We start from the raw sequence: 14,677 nt of genomic DNA, 5'->3' as shown, positions 1-14,677 counted from the left end.
CACGACGCGGTGGGGGCGCCCTGGTGGCAAGATGGGCCCCCAGTGGAGCCGCGAGGGCGCTTCGATCACATAAGCGGGTGACACATGACGGATGAACCGGGCGAGGTCTGGGAGCGGTTCGCCGTCGCCCTGGCGGAGATGGCACGGGACCTGCTGGCCCAGGACTCGGCGCAGGACACCCTGGACCGCATCGTGGAGCATGCGACGGTCCTGATCAACGGATGCGAACACGCCGGCATTCTCACCGTACGGCGGGGCGAGGTGCACGCGCTGGCGGCGACGAGCGATCTCGTGCGCCGCGCGGACCGGATCCAGCAGGATCTGCAGGAAGGCCCCTGCTTCGACGCCGTGACCGACCGCCAGCAGGTCTACACGATCCAGGACCTGCGCCAACCCCATGATCGCTGGCCCCGCTTCGCCCCCGAGCTGAACAAGCTGGGTATGGGCAGCGCGATGGGCTTCCTCCTCTTCACCGAGGACGACGATCTCGGCGCCCTCAACGTGTACTCCCGGGAGCCTGGCACCTTCGACGAGGCCGCACAGCAGGCCGGCTGGATCCTCGCCTCGCACGCGGCCGTGGCCTTCTCCGCGGCCCGTACGCACCAGCAGCTCGGCCACGCCCTGGAGACCCGGCACGAGATCGGCGAGGCCATGGGCATCCTCATGGAGCGCCACGGGCTGACCGAGGACACGGCCTTCAAAGTCCTCAAGAAGGCATCTCAGGACCGCAACATAAAGCTCCGCGAGATCGCCCGCCTGATCTGCGAGACGGGCGAGAAGCCGGGCTGACCGTCACGGCCGGGAACGGGCCCGCCTGACCGGCAGGGGCTGACGGCCCCCACCGGCAAGCGCGTACAGCGGGTCAAGTGGTGGCGCAGGTGCTGCCGTTGAGGCTGAACGCGGTCGGAGCGGTGTTGCCGGCGCCCTTGCTGCCGGTGAAGCCGACGGTGACCGAACCGGCGGCGGGGATCGTGGACGTGTAGGAGGCGGGGGTGACCCTCACCGCGCCGCCGTTCTGGGTGGGGGTCCCGCCCCACATGTTGGTGACGGTCTGGCCGTTGGCGAAGGCGAAGGCGAGCGTCCAGCCGCTAATCGCGGTGGTGCCCGTGTTGCGGATGGTGATCTCCCCCTGGAAGCCGCCCGGCCACTCGCCGATGATGCGGTAACCGACCGAGCAGCCCACACCGGGAGTGCTCCCGCCCTCGTCCGTGGTGACGTTCACCGTGGCCGAGCGGGCCGAACGGTTCCCGGCCGCGTCTCGGGCGTAGACGGCGAAGGTGTACGTCGTGTCGGCGGTCAGGCCTGTCACGGCGACGGTGTTGGTGGTGGAGGCGGCGACCGTGCTCTCGGAGCCGCCGCTGACGCGTACGACGTCGTAGCCGGTGACGCCGACGTTGTCCGTGGCGGCCGTCCAGGTGAGGCTGAGGGAGGTGGCCGTCACCGCGGAGGCGGTCGGGGTTCCGGGGGCGGTCGGGGCCTGGGTGTCCCCCGGGTTGCCGCCGCCGAAGACGGTGGCTTCGCGTGAGGTCTGGGCGATGCCGTTGGCGCCGTTGAAGATGCGCTGGCCCCAGGAGCTGAGCCGGCCGGGGTCGAAGCCGATCGACAGGTCGAGGATCGGGTCCGTGTTGCCGCTCCAACTCCAGGCCAGATAGCCGAGCCTGAGCTGCTGGGCCGCCGCCATCATGGTGTCCTCGTCCGGGTCGCCCCACTGGTCGGGAGGCCCGCCGAACTCGCCGATGAGGATGGGGAGTCCGGCGTTGACGAAGGCGTTCAGATAGTCAGTGATCTCCTGGGCGGTGTCGTAGACGCTGTACATGTGGATCGAGAAGATCAGGTTGCCGGTGGTGTCGGCGTCGTAGACGGTCTGGGCGTTGGCCCGCATGACGCCCTGCCAGTCCTGGCCCCAGTTGGGCGCGTCCACCATGATCGTGTGCTCGAACCCGGCGTTGCGCAGCTTCTTGATCGCGGCGATCGTGGGATCGGTCCAGCCGGCCGGGTTGGTGTTGCCCCAGGGCTCGTTGCCGATGTTGACGATGACGTAGTTCTCTTCACCGGCCAGTACGTCCTTGAGGCCGATCCAGTAGTCGGCCGCCTGGTCGAGCGTGCCGGCCGCGGCGTCCTCGCCGTATCCGGTGGTGTCGTGCACCTCCAGGACGCAGATGAGCCGGTTGGCCTTGCACTGGCTGACGACGGCGGCGACGTCCGCCGCGCTGTTCTTGGTCCAGCGATGGCCGTTGGAGAGGACGACGCGGACTGTGTTGGCGCCGAGCGCCTTGACGTCCGCCAGTGTCTGCGTCTCGCCCGGGTACCACGTGTGGGCGTGGTTGACGCCGCGCATGATGAAGTCGTTCCCGTTGCCCTCGACCAGGCGGCCGTCGCTGATGTGAATTCCGGTGGCCAGAGCACCGGGCGACGACTGGGCATGAGCCGTCGCCGGACCGAGGACTCCGAGGGCGACGAGCCCGAGGAGGGTGACCAGCCGGGTCAGCAGGGCGGCGACGCGGCTCGTTCGTAACGCGCTGGTCGTCGTGGTTCCTATCGTGCTTCTTGTCGTGCCTCGTGTGGTGCTTCTTGTTGTTCTCACTGCGACTCCAGGGAGTGAGCGCCAAGAAACCTGAGCATCAGAAGAAACGTGGGAGCGCTCCCATAGAGGCACTGCGGCAGGAACATGTCAATACATCGCGCAGCGCGGCCTCCGGGGCCGCCACCGCACGATCACTGCACGATCACTACATGCGCAGCAGCGAACACACCGCCGATTCCTCCATCGTGCGGAGCTTCTTCAGCAGGTCCGGGGTCGTGGTCTGGTTCACCTGGGTGGTGAGCGAGACGGTGAGGGAGCGTCGGCCGTCCGGTGTCGCGGCGATCAGCTGGGTGTAGCCGGGGGTGTTTCCGGTGTGCCCGAGCACCACTCCGCACCGGGTGGTGTAGCGGAAGATGCCGAGCCCCGCCTTGTTGCGGCCGGGGCCGGCCGGTTCGGAGGCGCCGTCGACCCAGCGGCGCTGTGCGTGCAGCGCGGCCGGAGAGGTCAGTGCGCCGCTCGCGTAGCCGCGGATGAAGCGGTTCATGTCCCGCGGTGTGGCGATGATTCCGCCCGAGGCCCACACCCCGGAGGCTCCGATCAACTCGCTGACGTCCAGCGGCGGGACCTCACTGACGTCATAGCCGTGCATGAAGGGCCGCACCATCTCGTACCCCTGCGGGAGGCTGGTCTCGTGCAGGCCCAGGGGCCGGTAGACGATCTTGCGGAGCAGCGTCTCGTAGGGTTCGCCGGTCACCGCTTCGGCCATGAGGGCTACGGCGATGTTGTCCGAGTTCGAGTAGTGGTACTGGGAGCCCGGGCCGAACAGCAGACGCTTGCCACGGACGAAGTCGAGCAGGCGTCGTGAGTCGAAGTGCCGTCGGGGGTCGGCCGCGAGCAGGCGCAGGAACTTCGGATCGCGGCTGTAGTCGGGCAGACCGCTGGTGTGCTGCAGCAGCTGTCGCAACGTCACCTTGGCCCAGGCTCGGGGCAGGTGTGGCAGTCGGGCCTTGATGGTGTCGTCCAGGTCCAGCGCGCCCTGCTGCACGAGATGCAGGGCCACCGCGCCGCTGTAGGCCTTGCTCGCGCTGGCGGTCCGGGTGTGGTCGCTGGGGCCGATCGGGCGGCCGGTCGTCAGGTCGGCGACTCCGGCGCGCAGCACACGACGCTTGTCGCCGCTCTGCAGGAGGACCACCACTCCCGGCGGACCACCCGGAGCGGCGACCAGCCCGTCGAGCTGTCGCTGCAGTTGGTCCGGTTGGTCGCGGGAACCGTCGCCGGGCGCGGCGGCGGCCGGGTGCAGCGTGCCGCTGCCGATCGAGACGGTGGCCAGCAGAGTGACCAGGCACAGGTGAAGGCGAGAGTGGCGCTGAAGCGGCATCATCATTCCCGGGCAGACGGGGCAGGACACGCCCAGCATCGGCTCGCCCGGGACTCACCGCTCGCGCACCTGAGCCAAACAGCCGATCAGGGCGCCGGGCAGTGGCGTGTCCGCCCCACCCGAAGCCCGAGTTGCTCATCTGGTCGACGGAGCAAGCGCTCCCGCCGCGCCGTCCGCGTCGCCCTGCTCCGCCGCCTCGGACGGCCGTGCCGCCCGGCCGTCCAGGAGCTCCGTGCCCAGTGGCGTCAGGGTGTGGCGCATGGTGTTGCGTACGCGCAGGCTGTGGATCAGGCCCGCGTCACGCAGCACCGTCGCGTGTTCGCTGACCGACGCGGGCGAGATGGCCAGGCGGCGGGCGATCTCGTTGCCGGTCGCGTTATCCACCTCCGCGATCGTGGCGAGGGTCGCCGCCCGGGTGCGGCCCAGGAGCCGGTCGAGTGCGCTCGCTCTCCCCACGGCACCGCCGGGCCGCAAGGAGTCGATGCCGCGGCTCACGGGATACACCAGGACCGGGGCAAGGGAGCCGTCGCGCAGCGCGATGGGCCTCCCTCGGCAGAAGTACGAGGGCACGAGCCGCAGCCCACGCCCCTGGAGGTGCACGTCCCGGTCCTCGGGATAGGCGACCTGCAGGACCGGCGCACGCCATTGCACCGTGGGATGCAGCCCGCTCAGCAGCCGGTCGGTCCCGCCGGCCAGGAACGCCTTGGCGCGCAGGGCCCGTTCGGCGTCCACCGATGCGCTGATCTGTGTCCAGTACGGATGCAGCGCCTGCCGGTGGTACCGACGCAGGGCCGTGCCCAGCCCTCGTCTCGCAGCGGGCAGTCCCGAGGCGAGCGCTGCCGCCCACGAGGGCAGTCGTCGCTGCTGCCCGAGGGTCTCCACATCCGTCCGCAGGCGAGTGTGCGAGGTGGACAGGATCGTGTCGATGGCCGCTTCGGGGTCGGTGGTCCCCTCGGCCGGTGTCAGGAAGTCGGGCGAGTACCCGCGCGGCGGAACGAGATGCAGCAAGGGCCGTGCGGCCGTGTCGATCGACGTCCGGACGTGCGTGCGCCATCGCCGCAACTCGACATCGATGTCGGGACCGCCGAGCACATGAAGGCTGAGCAGAGCTTCCCAAGCGGGATCGGGCCCGGTCGCCAGGCGAATCCGGCCGAGGTCCTCCGCACTGAAATGGATACGCAGCATCAGCTTCCCCCCGAAAGGCTGCTACCCCAGGCGCCCCACTCTTGCCGATGAACGCAGGGCGCGATAGCTCCGATTTCGCCAGCCCTGGTCTTTCGGCGACGGCCGAAACTGTTCCTGTGCGCTCCTGGACCCGGCCTAGCTTCAGGGCCAGGCACCACGGGGGTACGGCGACGGAAACCGCCGACGGCTTCCGTCGCCGCCCGTAGGCAAACGGAGGACTTCGTGACAACTGCACGTCGAATGGTCGGTTCCCTCGCGGTCGCGGCAGCTCTCGTCGCCGGGACCACCGTCCTGGCCACCGCCCCGGCGTCCGCCCAGGCCGACGCGTCCGCGCCCGCCCAGCCCCAGCGCGCCGACTGGGACGGCAACATCTACCTCTACTACAGCGCGTCCGGCAACAGCTCCTGGAGCAAGTACGCCGGCTGGGTCAGCGACTTCGCCGGGCACACCTTCGCCGCAGGTGGTGAAGGCAGCGGCCAGCGCGTGAAGAACAACGTGAACCGCGCCTGGAACAACGACGCGAACTATGCCGCGCGGATCTACTACAACGAGAACTACAACGCGAGCGGCAGCGCTCCCTACGACGACTTCTACCCCGGCAACTCCCGGCAGCTCAACAACGGTGTGCGGAACAACAACGCCTCGATGAGCTGGTGGCGCGTCGGCTGACATCGGGCTCGGGCCCGTCCGAGAGCTTCGGACGGGCCCTTCCGTACGAGCCGTCGCACGGTCTCTTCGTACGGGCTCTTCGTACGGCCGCACACACAAGGGGGACATGTCATGCGGGCGCGAACCAGGCAGCGCACACTGCGGATCGGGGCCGCGGTCGCCCTCTCCGCCGCCCTCGCGGGCTGTGCGGAGGGACAGGCTGCCGAGCCGGGGCCGACGGTGTCAGGGCCGCCTCCCGTGACCGGTGTGCCGACGATGCTCGAAGTCGGATCGCTGGTCCTGCCCATCGAGCCCTACCTGTTCACCGACCGGCAGGTCGCCCGGCTGTTCCGGGCGCGGGCCGTGCTCACCGCGTCCTGCATGGAGCGTTTCGGCCACCGCTGGCCCGTCCCCACCGAGACCGCGCCCAACACCGGCACGCTGAATCCGGCCAACACTGCCCACCGGTACGGGATCACGGACGCCCGGCTCGCGGCCCGGTACGGATACCACCCGGCCCCCGGCTCCGCACCGAGTCGCTCCAAGGAGCAGAGCGAGGGACCCGAGCCCGGGCCCGAAGAGATGCTCCTCCTGACCGGTCTCCGCGACGACGGCACCCCGGCGGGCAAGGACGAACGCGGGCGCGCCATCCCGGCGGGCGGATGCCAGGGGGAAGCCACGGCGGCCCTGTCGGGCGACCCGGAGAAGATCGGCAACCGGGAGCTCGTCGGCACCATCAACATCGGCAGCTACAGCGACTCGCAGAAGGATCCACGGGTGGTGGAGGTCTTCCGCGCCTGGTCGCGCTGTATGAAGCGACACGGCCACCAGTACGCCGATCCGACCCAAGCACCGGGCAAGGAACCCGAGTTCACGGGTCCGAAGGCCACCCGAGCCGAGATCGACCTGGCCGGTACGGACGTACGGTGCAAACGCGAGACGAACGTCATCGGCGTCTGGTCCTCGGTCGACGCGGCCTACCAGCTGCGGGCGATGAGCGCGAAGACCCGGGAACTCGCCGCGATCAAGCGGGACATCCGCAGGCAGGTGACCAACGCGGACCGGGTGCTGAGGACGGGCTGACGGCACGCGACCGGCGCTCGACCGGCACCCGGCCAGTCCCCTGCCGGTCCTCATCCGGTTGCGGAGGTCCCCGCAATACCCGCGTCGAAGGGAACGGACGTGTGCTGGTGGACGATCTGCCAGCTGTCGCCCGCCGCGCGGTAGCCGGTGGTCACCCGCGCCGTGGTGTCCAGCGAGTCACCGCCGACCAGCGTGGCGCGCATCCGTACGAGCGCGTGGCTGAACGCGACGCTCTCGTCGACCCGTACGCGGAATTCGAGGACCTCGCGCTCGACCGGCCCGGCCAGCGTGGAGAACCACATCTCCTCGGCCTTGCGGAGGGCCTCGATCCCGCGCTGTTCCAGACCGCTCACGGGGTGGAAGACCTCGACGTCAGGCGCATAGCAGGCCATCGCCCGGTCGAAGTCCCGCTCGCGGCCGGCCGCGGTCAGTTCCGCGTCCAGGCGGCGGATCTCCCCCTCGGAGTCCTCGTCGTCCCAGAACGCGCGCACCTCCATGGCGCCGATGGTCGCCACCGGATGCTTCGCCGCCACCTCGACGGCCTCCTCCAGGCTGTCGCACTCGAGGATGTCGAACCCGGCGACGTACTCCTTCGTCTCCGCGAACGGCCCGTCGGTGCGCAGCACTTCGCCGTTGCGCACCCGCACGGTGACCGCGTCGGCGGGCAGCCGCAGACGGTGGCCGTGCAGCCGTACGCCGCGCTGGACGCCCTGCTCCTCGACCCAGGGTTCGACGGGGGCCATGCCGGAGGTGTCGGCGGTGTCGTCTCCGCAGACCAGCAGCATGTACTTCATGGTTCCTCCAGGTATTGACGAGGCCCTTGTGAGCCCCTGCACCCCACCGACGAACAGCGGTACGCCGAATCGACACCCCGCCAGGATCTCTTGTCCGCGGCCGGTCAGGCCGCCTCGGCGGGTTCGGCGGTCCAGGTCACGTGTGGGGGTTCGACCCGGGCGCACAGGGGGCCGCCCTGTTCGTCGGTCAGGCCGAGGCGGGCCACCAGCAGGCCATCGCGAGCCGCTTCGGCGAGTACCTCTTCCGGGACCACGTCGAGCATGAGCTTGGCGCGGCGGAACATGCTGAAGACGCCGGACTCGTCGACCGTGCCCCACGACAGGTAGATGAACCGGCGGCCCAGCCGGTCCTGCACGTAGGGGCCCTTGATGTCGGTGCCGGTCGCTGAGGTGACCGCGGTGCACTCCAGGGTCCAGGTCGCAGACTTGGCGTCGCCCGGGTGCGGTTCGAGGAGTTCGGCCGGCCGGTCCCGGCGTTGGACGGCGACATGGATGTTGTCGTACGCCGGGACCTTGCCGTCGGCGGGGGCAGGACTGGTACGGCCGGGCAGGTCGACGGCGTCGATTCGGATACGCATACCTGCCATCATCGCTTCGCTGTCCAGGGCCGGATCAGCCCCTCCGGCGTTTGAGGAGCGGGGGTTCGGGGGCGGAGCCCCTGACAAGGGATGGGAATGGGTAGGGGCGGCGGGGGCGAAAGATGTGCGTTGAAAAGCCCTGACGGGTGGCGCACTCTTGGCGAACCACCTCGACCGGCAGGCACAGAAGGGGGAGGTCGAATGCGGCAGCCGGAGGACAGGCTCCTGGCGGAAGCCCTCGGCAGTATCAATCCCGGTGGGAAGTTCGCCGCCCGGTTCCTGCGGAACGACGTCGGCGAGTTCGACCGTGAGCTGCCGCTGGATTTCGACACCGCCCTCGAACGCGTCCGCGCACTGCTCTTCGGCGTGTCCCACGGTGTGCATCCGGTCGTGCTGGAATCGACGACGGACCGGGCGACTCTGCGGGTGCTCACCAGCGGCGGAGCCCTCGCCATGAACCCGGTGGTGATCACCGTGGACGTGACTCGCGGGAGCGGGTGGGCCACCCCGATCCATGTGCGGGCCGTCGCGAAGGAGGGCCTGATCAAGCAGCGGGCCGGCCGGAAGACGGCTGAGCGCGTCCTGGCCCTGCTGGACGGAACCGACCCGGGCTCCTGAGCCGTACGCACCGGTGCGCGCCCGGGCCGCGGCGGCGGGCCGGGCGCGTGGCCGGTCACTTCACCGGCATCGCCAGGTACTGGTACTCCAGGAACTCGTCGATCCCCACCCGGCCGCCCTCACGGCCCAGCCCCGACTGCTTGATGCCGCCGAAGGGGGCCGCCGGATTGGACACGAGCCCCGTGTTGAGGCCGACCATGCCGACCTCCAGGCGTTCGCTGACCCGCAGCGACCGGTCCAGGCCCGCGGTGAAGACGTAGCCGACGAGCCCCCACGGGGTGTCGTTCGCCACGCGGATCACCTCGTCCTCGTCGTCGAAGGTGAGGATCGCCGCCACCGGCCCGAAGATCTCGGTGTCCATCAGCCGGCTGCCCGGGTCCACGCCGGCCAGCACGGTCGGCGGGTAGAAGCGGCCGGGCCCGTCCGGGGTGGATCCGCCGACGAGCACCCGGGCGCCTCGTCCGACGGCGTCGGCGACCAGTTCCTCGACCTTGGCGCGGCCCGCGTCGTCGATCAGCGGGCCCACGTCCACGCCGTCCCGCGTGCCGGGTCCCACGACGAGCGCCCCCATGCGTTCGGCGAGCCGCACGGCGAACTCGTCCGCCACTGAGCTGTGCACGAAGAAGCGGTTGGCGGCCGTGCATGCCTCGCCCATGTTGCGCATCTTGGCGATCATCGCGCCGTCCACGGCGGCGTCGAGGTCGGCGTCGTCGAAGACGATGAACGGCGCGTTGCCGCCCAGCTCCATCGAGGCGCGTACGACGGTGTCCGCGCACTGGGCGAGCAGGATCCGGCCGACCTGCGTGGAGCCGGTGAAGGACAGCTTGCGGATGCGGCCGCCCCTCAGGAGTGGCTCGACGACCTTGTCGGCCCGTGAGGTGGTGACGACGTTCAGCACGCCGTCCGGCAGCCCCGCCTCCCGGAGGATCCCGGCCAGCGCGAGGCTGGTCAGCGGGGTCTGCGGGGCGGGCTTGAACACCATCGTGCAGCCCGCCGCGATCGCGGGCCCGATCTTGCGGGTGCCCATGGCCAGCGGGAAGTTCCACGGGGTGATCAGCAGACAGGGACCGACGGGGCGGCGCGTCAGCAGCATCCGGTTGCGGCCGTCGGGCAGCACGCCATAGCCGCCGCCGTCGATGCGGACCGCCTCCTCGGAGAACCAGCGGAAGAACTCGGCCGCGTACGCCACTTCACCGCGGGCCTCGGCCAGCGGCTTGCCCATCTCGGAGGTCATCAGCAGGGCGAGCTCGTCGGTGCGGGAAAGGATGATCTCGTAGGCGCGGCGCAGGATCTCGCTGCGTGCGCGGGGTGCCGTACGGGCCCACTCCTCCTGCGCCCCGACGGCGGCCTCCTCGGCGAGCCGGGCGTCCTCGGGGCCGGCGTCGGCGACCTGGCAGAGGATCTCGCCGGTCGCCGGGTCGTCCACGGGCATCGTGGCGCCGGCTTCGGCGTCCAGCCACTTGCCGCCGATGAACAGCTGCTTGGGTACGTCGTTCAGGATGCTCACGGTGTGTCTCCAGGCTGGTCGGCACGGGCGGGGGCGGCGGGGTCGAGCAGTTCCGCGAGATGTACGGCAACGGTTCCCCGGCCGCCCGCGAGCTGGTCGAGGTGGTCGATCTGGGTGGCGCAGCTGAAGCCGTCGGCCACCACGGTCGGTCTGCCGTCGGCCGCAGCCGCGTCGAGGCGCGGTCGGAGCGACAGGTCGGCGACGGCCATCGAGGTGTCGTAGTGCTGTTCCTCGAAGCCGAAGTTCCCGGCGAGGCCGCAGCAGCCCTCCGCCTCGGTCACCTCGTCCACCCCGAGGCGGGTCAGCAGATCGCGGGGGCGGCGGCTGCCGAAGGTCGCGTACTCGTGGCAGTGGGTCTGCAGCAGCACCGACTCCGGCAGCGGGGGCGGGCTCCAGTCGGGTGCTGCGAGGTCGGTCAACGCGCCGGTCAGGGTGTGGACCCGGGCCGCGACCCGCCGGGCGGCGTCGGTGCCGAGCAGTTCGGGCACATCGCGCTTGAGCGCGGCGGCGCAGCTGGGCTCGGCCACGACGATCGGCAGCTCGCTGTCGGGTCCGCCGTCGAGCCGGGCCACGGTACGGGCCATGACCCGCCGCGCCACGGACAGTTGGCCGGTGCTGACCCAGGTCAGCCCGCAGCACAGGCCATCCCGCGCCGCGCTCGGTATCCCGGCGTCGGCGAGCACGCGTGCGGTGGCCCCGGCCACCTGCGGGCGGAAGGCGCGCGTGAAGCTGTCGACGAAGAGCAGTGCGGCCGGTTCGTCGGTGCCGGACGTGCGCAGGGCGGACCGCAGCGAGCGCCGGGAGGCGAAGGCGGGGATCGTACGTTTCCTGGTGACGCCGCCCACCCGCGCGAGCAGCCTGCCGACGGGCCCGCGGAGCAGCGCGTTCAGCGGCCTCGCGACCAGACCCGCCAGGGCCGAGGTGAACGGCAGCCACCCCAGTGAGTAGTGGGAGCGGGGCCGGATCCGCCCCCGGTAGTGCTGGTGCAGGAACTCCGCCTTGTACGTGGCCATGTCGACGCCCACCGGGCAGTCGGTGGAGCACGCCTTGCAGGACAGGCACAGGTCGAGGGCGTCGCGGACGTCCGTTGAGCGCCAGCCGTCGTGGACGGTCTCGCCGCGCAACATCTCCTGGAGGGCCCGTGCCCGGCCACGGGTGGAGTCGTTCTCGTCGCCGGTGGCGCGGTAGCTGGGGCACATCACGCCGCCCGCCGACGCGTCGGAGCGACAGCGGCCGATGCCGACACAGCGGCGGGCGGCGCCAGCGAAGCCGTCCTCGTCGTGCGGGAAGGTGAAGAGCGTCGTGCGGCCGTCCGGTACCGGCGGGCCGTGCAGGGCGAGGTCGGCGTCGAGCGCGGCCGGTGTCACGATGACGCCCGGGTTCAGCAGGCCCTCCGGGTCGAAGGCGCGCTTGAACGCGGCGAAGGCCCGGATCATCCGGTCGCTGTACATGACCTCCAGCAGCTCACCGCGCGCCCTGCCGTCGCCGTGTTCGCCCGAGAGCGTGCCGCCGTGCCGGACCACCAGGGCGGCCGCCTCCTGGAGGAAGCGGCGGGCGGCGGCCCGGCCGGTGTCCGTGGCGAAGTCGAAGTCGACGCGGACATGGACGCAGCCCGCGCCGAAGTGCCCGTACAGCACGCCGGTCAGCTCGTGCGCGGCCAGCAGCGCGCGGAAGTCCCGCAGATAGTCGGCCAGGTCCTCCGGGGCGACGGCCGCGTCCTCCCAGCCGGGCCAGGACTCCCCGCCGTCGAGCAGGCGGGCGGCCAGACCGGCACCGTCCTCGCGGACCCGCCACAGGGACCGCCGCTCCCCCGGGCTCGCCACCAGCCGCCCGTCGGCCATCCGCCCGCGCGCCTTGAGGGTGTTGAGAAGTTCGGCCGCTCGGGCGGTGACCAACTCCTCCTCGTCGCCGTCGAGTTCGACGTACAGCCAGGCCCGTCCGCCGGGCAGCCCGGTGACGGAGTCCGTTCCACGGCGGGCGCGCATGGTCGCGACAATGGCCTCGTCCATGCCCTCCACGGCGGTGGGCGACCAGCGCAGGATCTCCGGTACGTCCTCCGCGGCGTCCACGACGTCGTCGTAGCCGAGGGCCAGCAGGGCCGAGGCCGGAGCCGTGGCCACCAGGCGGACGGTCGCGGCGACGACGACCGCGCAGGTGCCCTCGGTGCCGACCAGGGCGCGGGCCATGTCGAAGCCGTGCTCGGGCAACAGGTGCTGGAGCTGGTAGCCGGAGACCTGGCGCGGGATGCGGCCGAGTTCGGTCCGGATGAGTGCGAGTCGGTCCGCGACCAACTTCCGCACCTCGTCCGCGAGTTCGGCGACGCGCTCGACGGACGCGGTGTCCGCGGGATCGGCCGCGTGCAGCCCGGTGTGGTCGGCGATCGCGTGGACGCCATCGGCGGTGACGATCTCCAGCGACTCGATGTGGCGGCCGGTCCGGCCGTGGCGTACGGACCGGTTGCCGCATGCGTCGTTGCCGATCATGCCGCCGAGCGTGCACCGGCTGTGCGAGGACGGGTCGGGGCCGAAGGTGAGCCCGTGCTTCCCCGCGGCGGTGCGCAGTTCGTCGAGTACGACGCCGGCCTCGACCTTGGCGAGACCGGTCGCGGGATCGATGTCCAGCACGCGGTTCATGTGGCGGGAGAAGTCCAGGACGACACCCGGGCCGATCGCGTTGCCCGCCATGCTGGTGCCGCCACCGCGGGCCGTGACGGGGATGCCCAGTTCCCGGCAGGCGTTCAGTACGGCGGTGACGTCGGCGGCGGAGCGGGGAAAGGCCACGGCCCGTGGCGGCACCCGGTAGTTGGAGGCGTCGTACGCGTAGGCGGCGGTCCGGCCGCCCGTGTCGACCCGCATCCCCGGGGCGGTCCCGGCGAGCAGCCGCGACAGCGCCTCGGTGGCGTCGTCCGCCGACGCGCCGGGCCCACGAGGCGGCAGCGTCGCCGCCTCGTGGCCCGTGAGGGAGTCCGGACCAGCGCTCACGGCGCCGAGGTTCCGGTTGCCACGGCGGCGGTCCAGGCCCGCAGCCCGTCGTCGATCGCCGTCTCGTCGACGACGAGCGCCGGGATCATCCGTACGACCTGGTTCCAGGCTCCGCACAGCAGCAGGAGCAACCCCTCGTCCACCGCGGCCCGTTGCACACGTGCGGCCGTCGCGGAGTCCGGCTGCCCGTCCTCGGTCACGAACTCGGTGCCGAGCATCAGGCCGAGTCCTCGGACGTCCCCGATGCCGGGGGTGTTCGCGGCGACCGTCTCCAGACCGGCCCGCAGCCGGGCCCCCATCGCCTCGGCGTTCTCGACGAGCTTCTCGTCGCGTACGACGTCGAGAGTGGCGCAGGCCGCGGCGCAGGCGACAGCGTTGGCGCCGTAAGTGCCGCCCTGCGAGCCCGGCCAGGCCTTCTGCATCAGTTCCTCGGAGGCGGCGATGCCCGACAGCGGGAAGCCGCTGGCCAGGCCCTTGGCGGTGACCAGGATGTCCGGGGTGACGCCGAAGTGGTCGTGGCCCCAGAAGCGGCCGGTGCGTCCCACGCCCGTCTGCACCTCGTCCAGGATCAGCAGGAAGCCGTGGCGGTCCGCCCGCTCGCGCAGCCCTTCGAGGAAGGCCTGGTTCGCGGGCACGTACCCGCCCTCGCCGAGGACCGGCTCGACAATGATGGCGGCCGTGTCGTCGGGCGAGGAGATCGTCTGGAGCGTGTAGTCGAGCTCCTGGAGGGCGAAGCGGGTCGCGGTCTCCTCGTCCCAGCCGTACCGGAAGGTCGTCGGGAAGGGGGTGACGACCACCCCGCTCATCAGCGGCGAGAAGCCGGAGCGGAAGCGGGTGCCGGAGGTGGTCATGGAGGCGGCGGCCACGGTCCGGCCGTGGAAGCCTCCGTGGCAGACCAGGACGTTCGGCCGGCCGGTGGCCTGTCGGGCCAGACGCAGCGCGGCCTCCACGGCCTCGCTGCCGGAGTTCATGAAGAACAGACTGTCCAGCCCCGCCGGCAGCACCTCGCCCAGCCTGTCGACCAGCTGCCGCAGCGGCTGGTGCATGACCGTCGTGTACTGGCCGTGGATGAGCGTGCCGACCTGCTCCTGGGCGGCGGCCACGACCCTGGGGTGACAGTGGCCGGTGCTGGTGACACCGATGCCGGCGGTGAAGTCGAGATAGCGGCGGCCGTCCTCCCCGTACAGGTGGACGCCCTCGCCCCGGACCGCCACCACGGGCGTGGCCTGGCGAAGGTGCGGCGACAGTGTGGTCATGTTCGTCTCCCGGCGCTGTGTCGGATGTCGCTCGGTCGTTTCTCGCGTTTCTCGCTCGGCGTCTTCAGCATTTCCAGGGAGCCGGACCGCCACAACGTCTGATCTGTCCGCTCCGGGCACGGCAT

At 71.1% G+C, this 14,677-nt stretch carries 12 protein-coding genes; 4 read left to right on the top strand and 8 right to left on the bottom strand.

Going from position 1 to position 14,677, the window contains the following annotated elements; all coding sequences use genetic code 11:
- Positions 1–84 precede the first annotated feature (84 nt).
- Entirely contained in the window at positions 85–789 is a 705-nt protein-coding gene (locus ACN20J_RS45420; protein WP_361886448.1) for a GAF and ANTAR domain-containing protein, read from the top strand.
- Positions 790–862: 73 nt separating this feature from the next.
- Here the strand turns inward: ACN20J_RS45420 and ACN20J_RS45415 are convergent, their stop codons facing one another.
- From ACN20J_RS45415 to ACN20J_RS45405, 3 genes are all read right to left on the bottom strand, one after another.
- Entirely contained in the window at positions 863–2,539 is a 1,677-nt protein-coding gene (locus ACN20J_RS45415; protein WP_419669074.1) for a cellulase family glycosylhydrolase, read from the bottom strand.
- Between the two features lie 190 nt (positions 2,540–2,729).
- Complete coding sequence (locus tag ACN20J_RS45410; protein WP_419668309.1) at positions 2,730–3,902, bottom strand: serine hydrolase domain-containing protein; 1,173 nt, start codon at positions 3,900–3,902, stop codon at positions 2,730–2,732.
- Between the two features lie 135 nt (positions 3,903–4,037).
- Positions 4,038–5,087, bottom strand: coding sequence for a winged helix-turn-helix domain-containing protein (locus tag ACN20J_RS45405; protein ID WP_361886442.1), 1,050 nt, complete (start codon positions 5,085–5,087; stop codon positions 4,038–4,040).
- A 222-nt stretch (positions 5,088–5,309) separates the two neighbouring features.
- Between ACN20J_RS45405 and ACN20J_RS45400 the strand changes: the two genes are divergently transcribed.
- Both ACN20J_RS45400 and ACN20J_RS45395 read left to right on the top strand, forming a co-directional pair.
- On the top strand, positions 5,310–5,756 hold the full coding sequence (locus ACN20J_RS45400) for a hypothetical protein (RefSeq protein WP_259333869.1): 447 nt from the start codon (positions 5,310–5,312) through the stop codon (positions 5,754–5,756).
- A 111-nt stretch (positions 5,757–5,867) separates the two neighbouring features.
- Positions 5,868–6,818 carry a hypothetical protein gene (locus ACN20J_RS45395; RefSeq protein WP_419668308.1) on the top strand — a complete coding sequence of 317 codons (951 nt, stop codon included), beginning with the start codon at positions 5,868–5,870 and terminating at the stop codon, positions 6,816–6,818.
- Positions 6,819–6,868: 50 nt separating this feature from the next.
- Here ACN20J_RS45395 and ACN20J_RS45390 read toward each other — a convergent pair whose 3' ends face one another.
- Positions 6,869–7,612 carry a nuclear transport factor 2 family protein gene (locus tag ACN20J_RS45390; protein ID WP_419668307.1) on the bottom strand — a complete coding sequence of 248 codons (744 nt, stop codon included), beginning with the start codon at positions 7,610–7,612 and terminating at the stop codon, positions 6,869–6,871.
- A gap of 104 nt (positions 7,613–7,716) precedes the next feature.
- Positions 7,717–8,190: a DUF5990 family protein gene (locus ACN20J_RS45385; RefSeq protein ID WP_189842636.1), complete on the bottom strand. Its 474-nt coding sequence runs from the start codon at positions 8,188–8,190 to the stop codon at positions 7,717–7,719.
- Between the two features lie 201 nt (positions 8,191–8,391).
- Here ACN20J_RS45385 and ACN20J_RS45380 point away from each other — a divergent pair, with 201 nt between their 5' ends.
- The gene (locus ACN20J_RS45380; RefSeq protein ID WP_189842637.1) at positions 8,392–8,808 is read left to right on the top strand and encodes a hypothetical protein; all 417 of its coding nucleotides are present in this window, start codon (positions 8,392–8,394) and stop codon (positions 8,806–8,808) included.
- A 55-nt stretch (positions 8,809–8,863) separates the two neighbouring features.
- On the opposite strand, the gene ACN20J_RS45375 is transcribed toward ACN20J_RS45380, so the two are convergent.
- The 3 genes from ACN20J_RS45375 to ACN20J_RS45365 form a co-directional block, all read right to left on the bottom strand.
- On the bottom strand, positions 8,864–10,306 hold the full coding sequence (locus ACN20J_RS45375) for an NAD-dependent succinate-semialdehyde dehydrogenase (protein WP_419669073.1): 1,443 nt from the start codon (positions 10,304–10,306) through the stop codon (positions 8,864–8,866).
- A 5-nt stretch (positions 10,307–10,311) separates the two neighbouring features.
- Positions 10,312–13,170, bottom strand: coding sequence for an FAD-binding and (Fe-S)-binding domain-containing protein (locus ACN20J_RS45370; protein ID WP_419669072.1), 2,859 nt, complete (start codon positions 13,168–13,170; stop codon positions 10,312–10,314).
- 122 nt (positions 13,171–13,292) lie between these two features.
- A complete protein-coding gene (locus ACN20J_RS45365) occupies positions 13,293–14,552 on the bottom strand; it encodes an aspartate aminotransferase family protein (RefSeq protein ID WP_189842638.1) in 1,260 nt (419 codons plus the stop codon).
- Between the last annotated feature and the right edge of the window lie 125 nt (positions 14,553–14,677).

It is taken from the genome of Streptomyces sp. 2-1, assembly GCF_048564895.1.
GTDB lineage: Bacteria > Actinomycetota > Actinomycetes > Streptomycetales > Streptomycetaceae > Streptomyces > Streptomyces phaeochromogenes.
The sequence above is the reverse complement of the archived record's forward strand: the minus strand, read 5'-3'. Positions and strand labels throughout refer to the sequence as shown.

What these genes read in the sequence shown, in the direction of transcription:
- ACN20J_RS45410 (WP_419668309.1), bottom strand. Translation starts at nt 3,902, where the DNA reads ATGCCGCTTCAGCGCCACTCTCGCCTTCACCTGTGCCTGGTCACTCTG.
- ACN20J_RS45405 (WP_361886442.1), bottom strand. Translation starts at nt 5,087, where the DNA reads ATGCTGCGTATCCATTTCAGTGCGGAGGACCTCGGCCGGATTCGCCTG.
- ACN20J_RS45385 (WP_189842636.1), bottom strand. Translation starts at nt 8,190, where the DNA reads ATGCGTATCCGAATCGACGCCGTCGACCTGCCCGGCCGTACCAGTCCT.
- ACN20J_RS45395 (WP_419668308.1), top strand. Translation starts at nt 5,868, where the DNA reads ATGCGGGCGCGAACCAGGCAGCGCACACTGCGGATCGGGGCCGCGGTC.
- ACN20J_RS45420 (WP_361886448.1), top strand. Translation starts at nt 85, where the DNA reads ATGACGGATGAACCGGGCGAGGTCTGGGAGCGGTTCGCCGTCGCCCTG.
- ACN20J_RS45390 (WP_419668307.1), bottom strand. Translation starts at nt 7,612, where the DNA reads ATGAAGTACATGCTGCTGGTCTGCGGAGACGACACCGCCGACACCTCC.
- ACN20J_RS45365 (WP_189842638.1), bottom strand. Translation starts at nt 14,552, where the DNA reads ATGACCACACTGTCGCCGCACCTTCGCCAGGCCACGCCCGTGGTGGCG.
- ACN20J_RS45370 (WP_419669072.1), bottom strand. Translation starts at nt 13,170, where the DNA reads ATGCGGGTCGACACGGGCGGCCGGACCGCCGCCTACGCGTACGACGCC.
- ACN20J_RS45380 (WP_189842637.1), top strand. Translation starts at nt 8,392, where the DNA reads ATGCGGCAGCCGGAGGACAGGCTCCTGGCGGAAGCCCTCGGCAGTATC.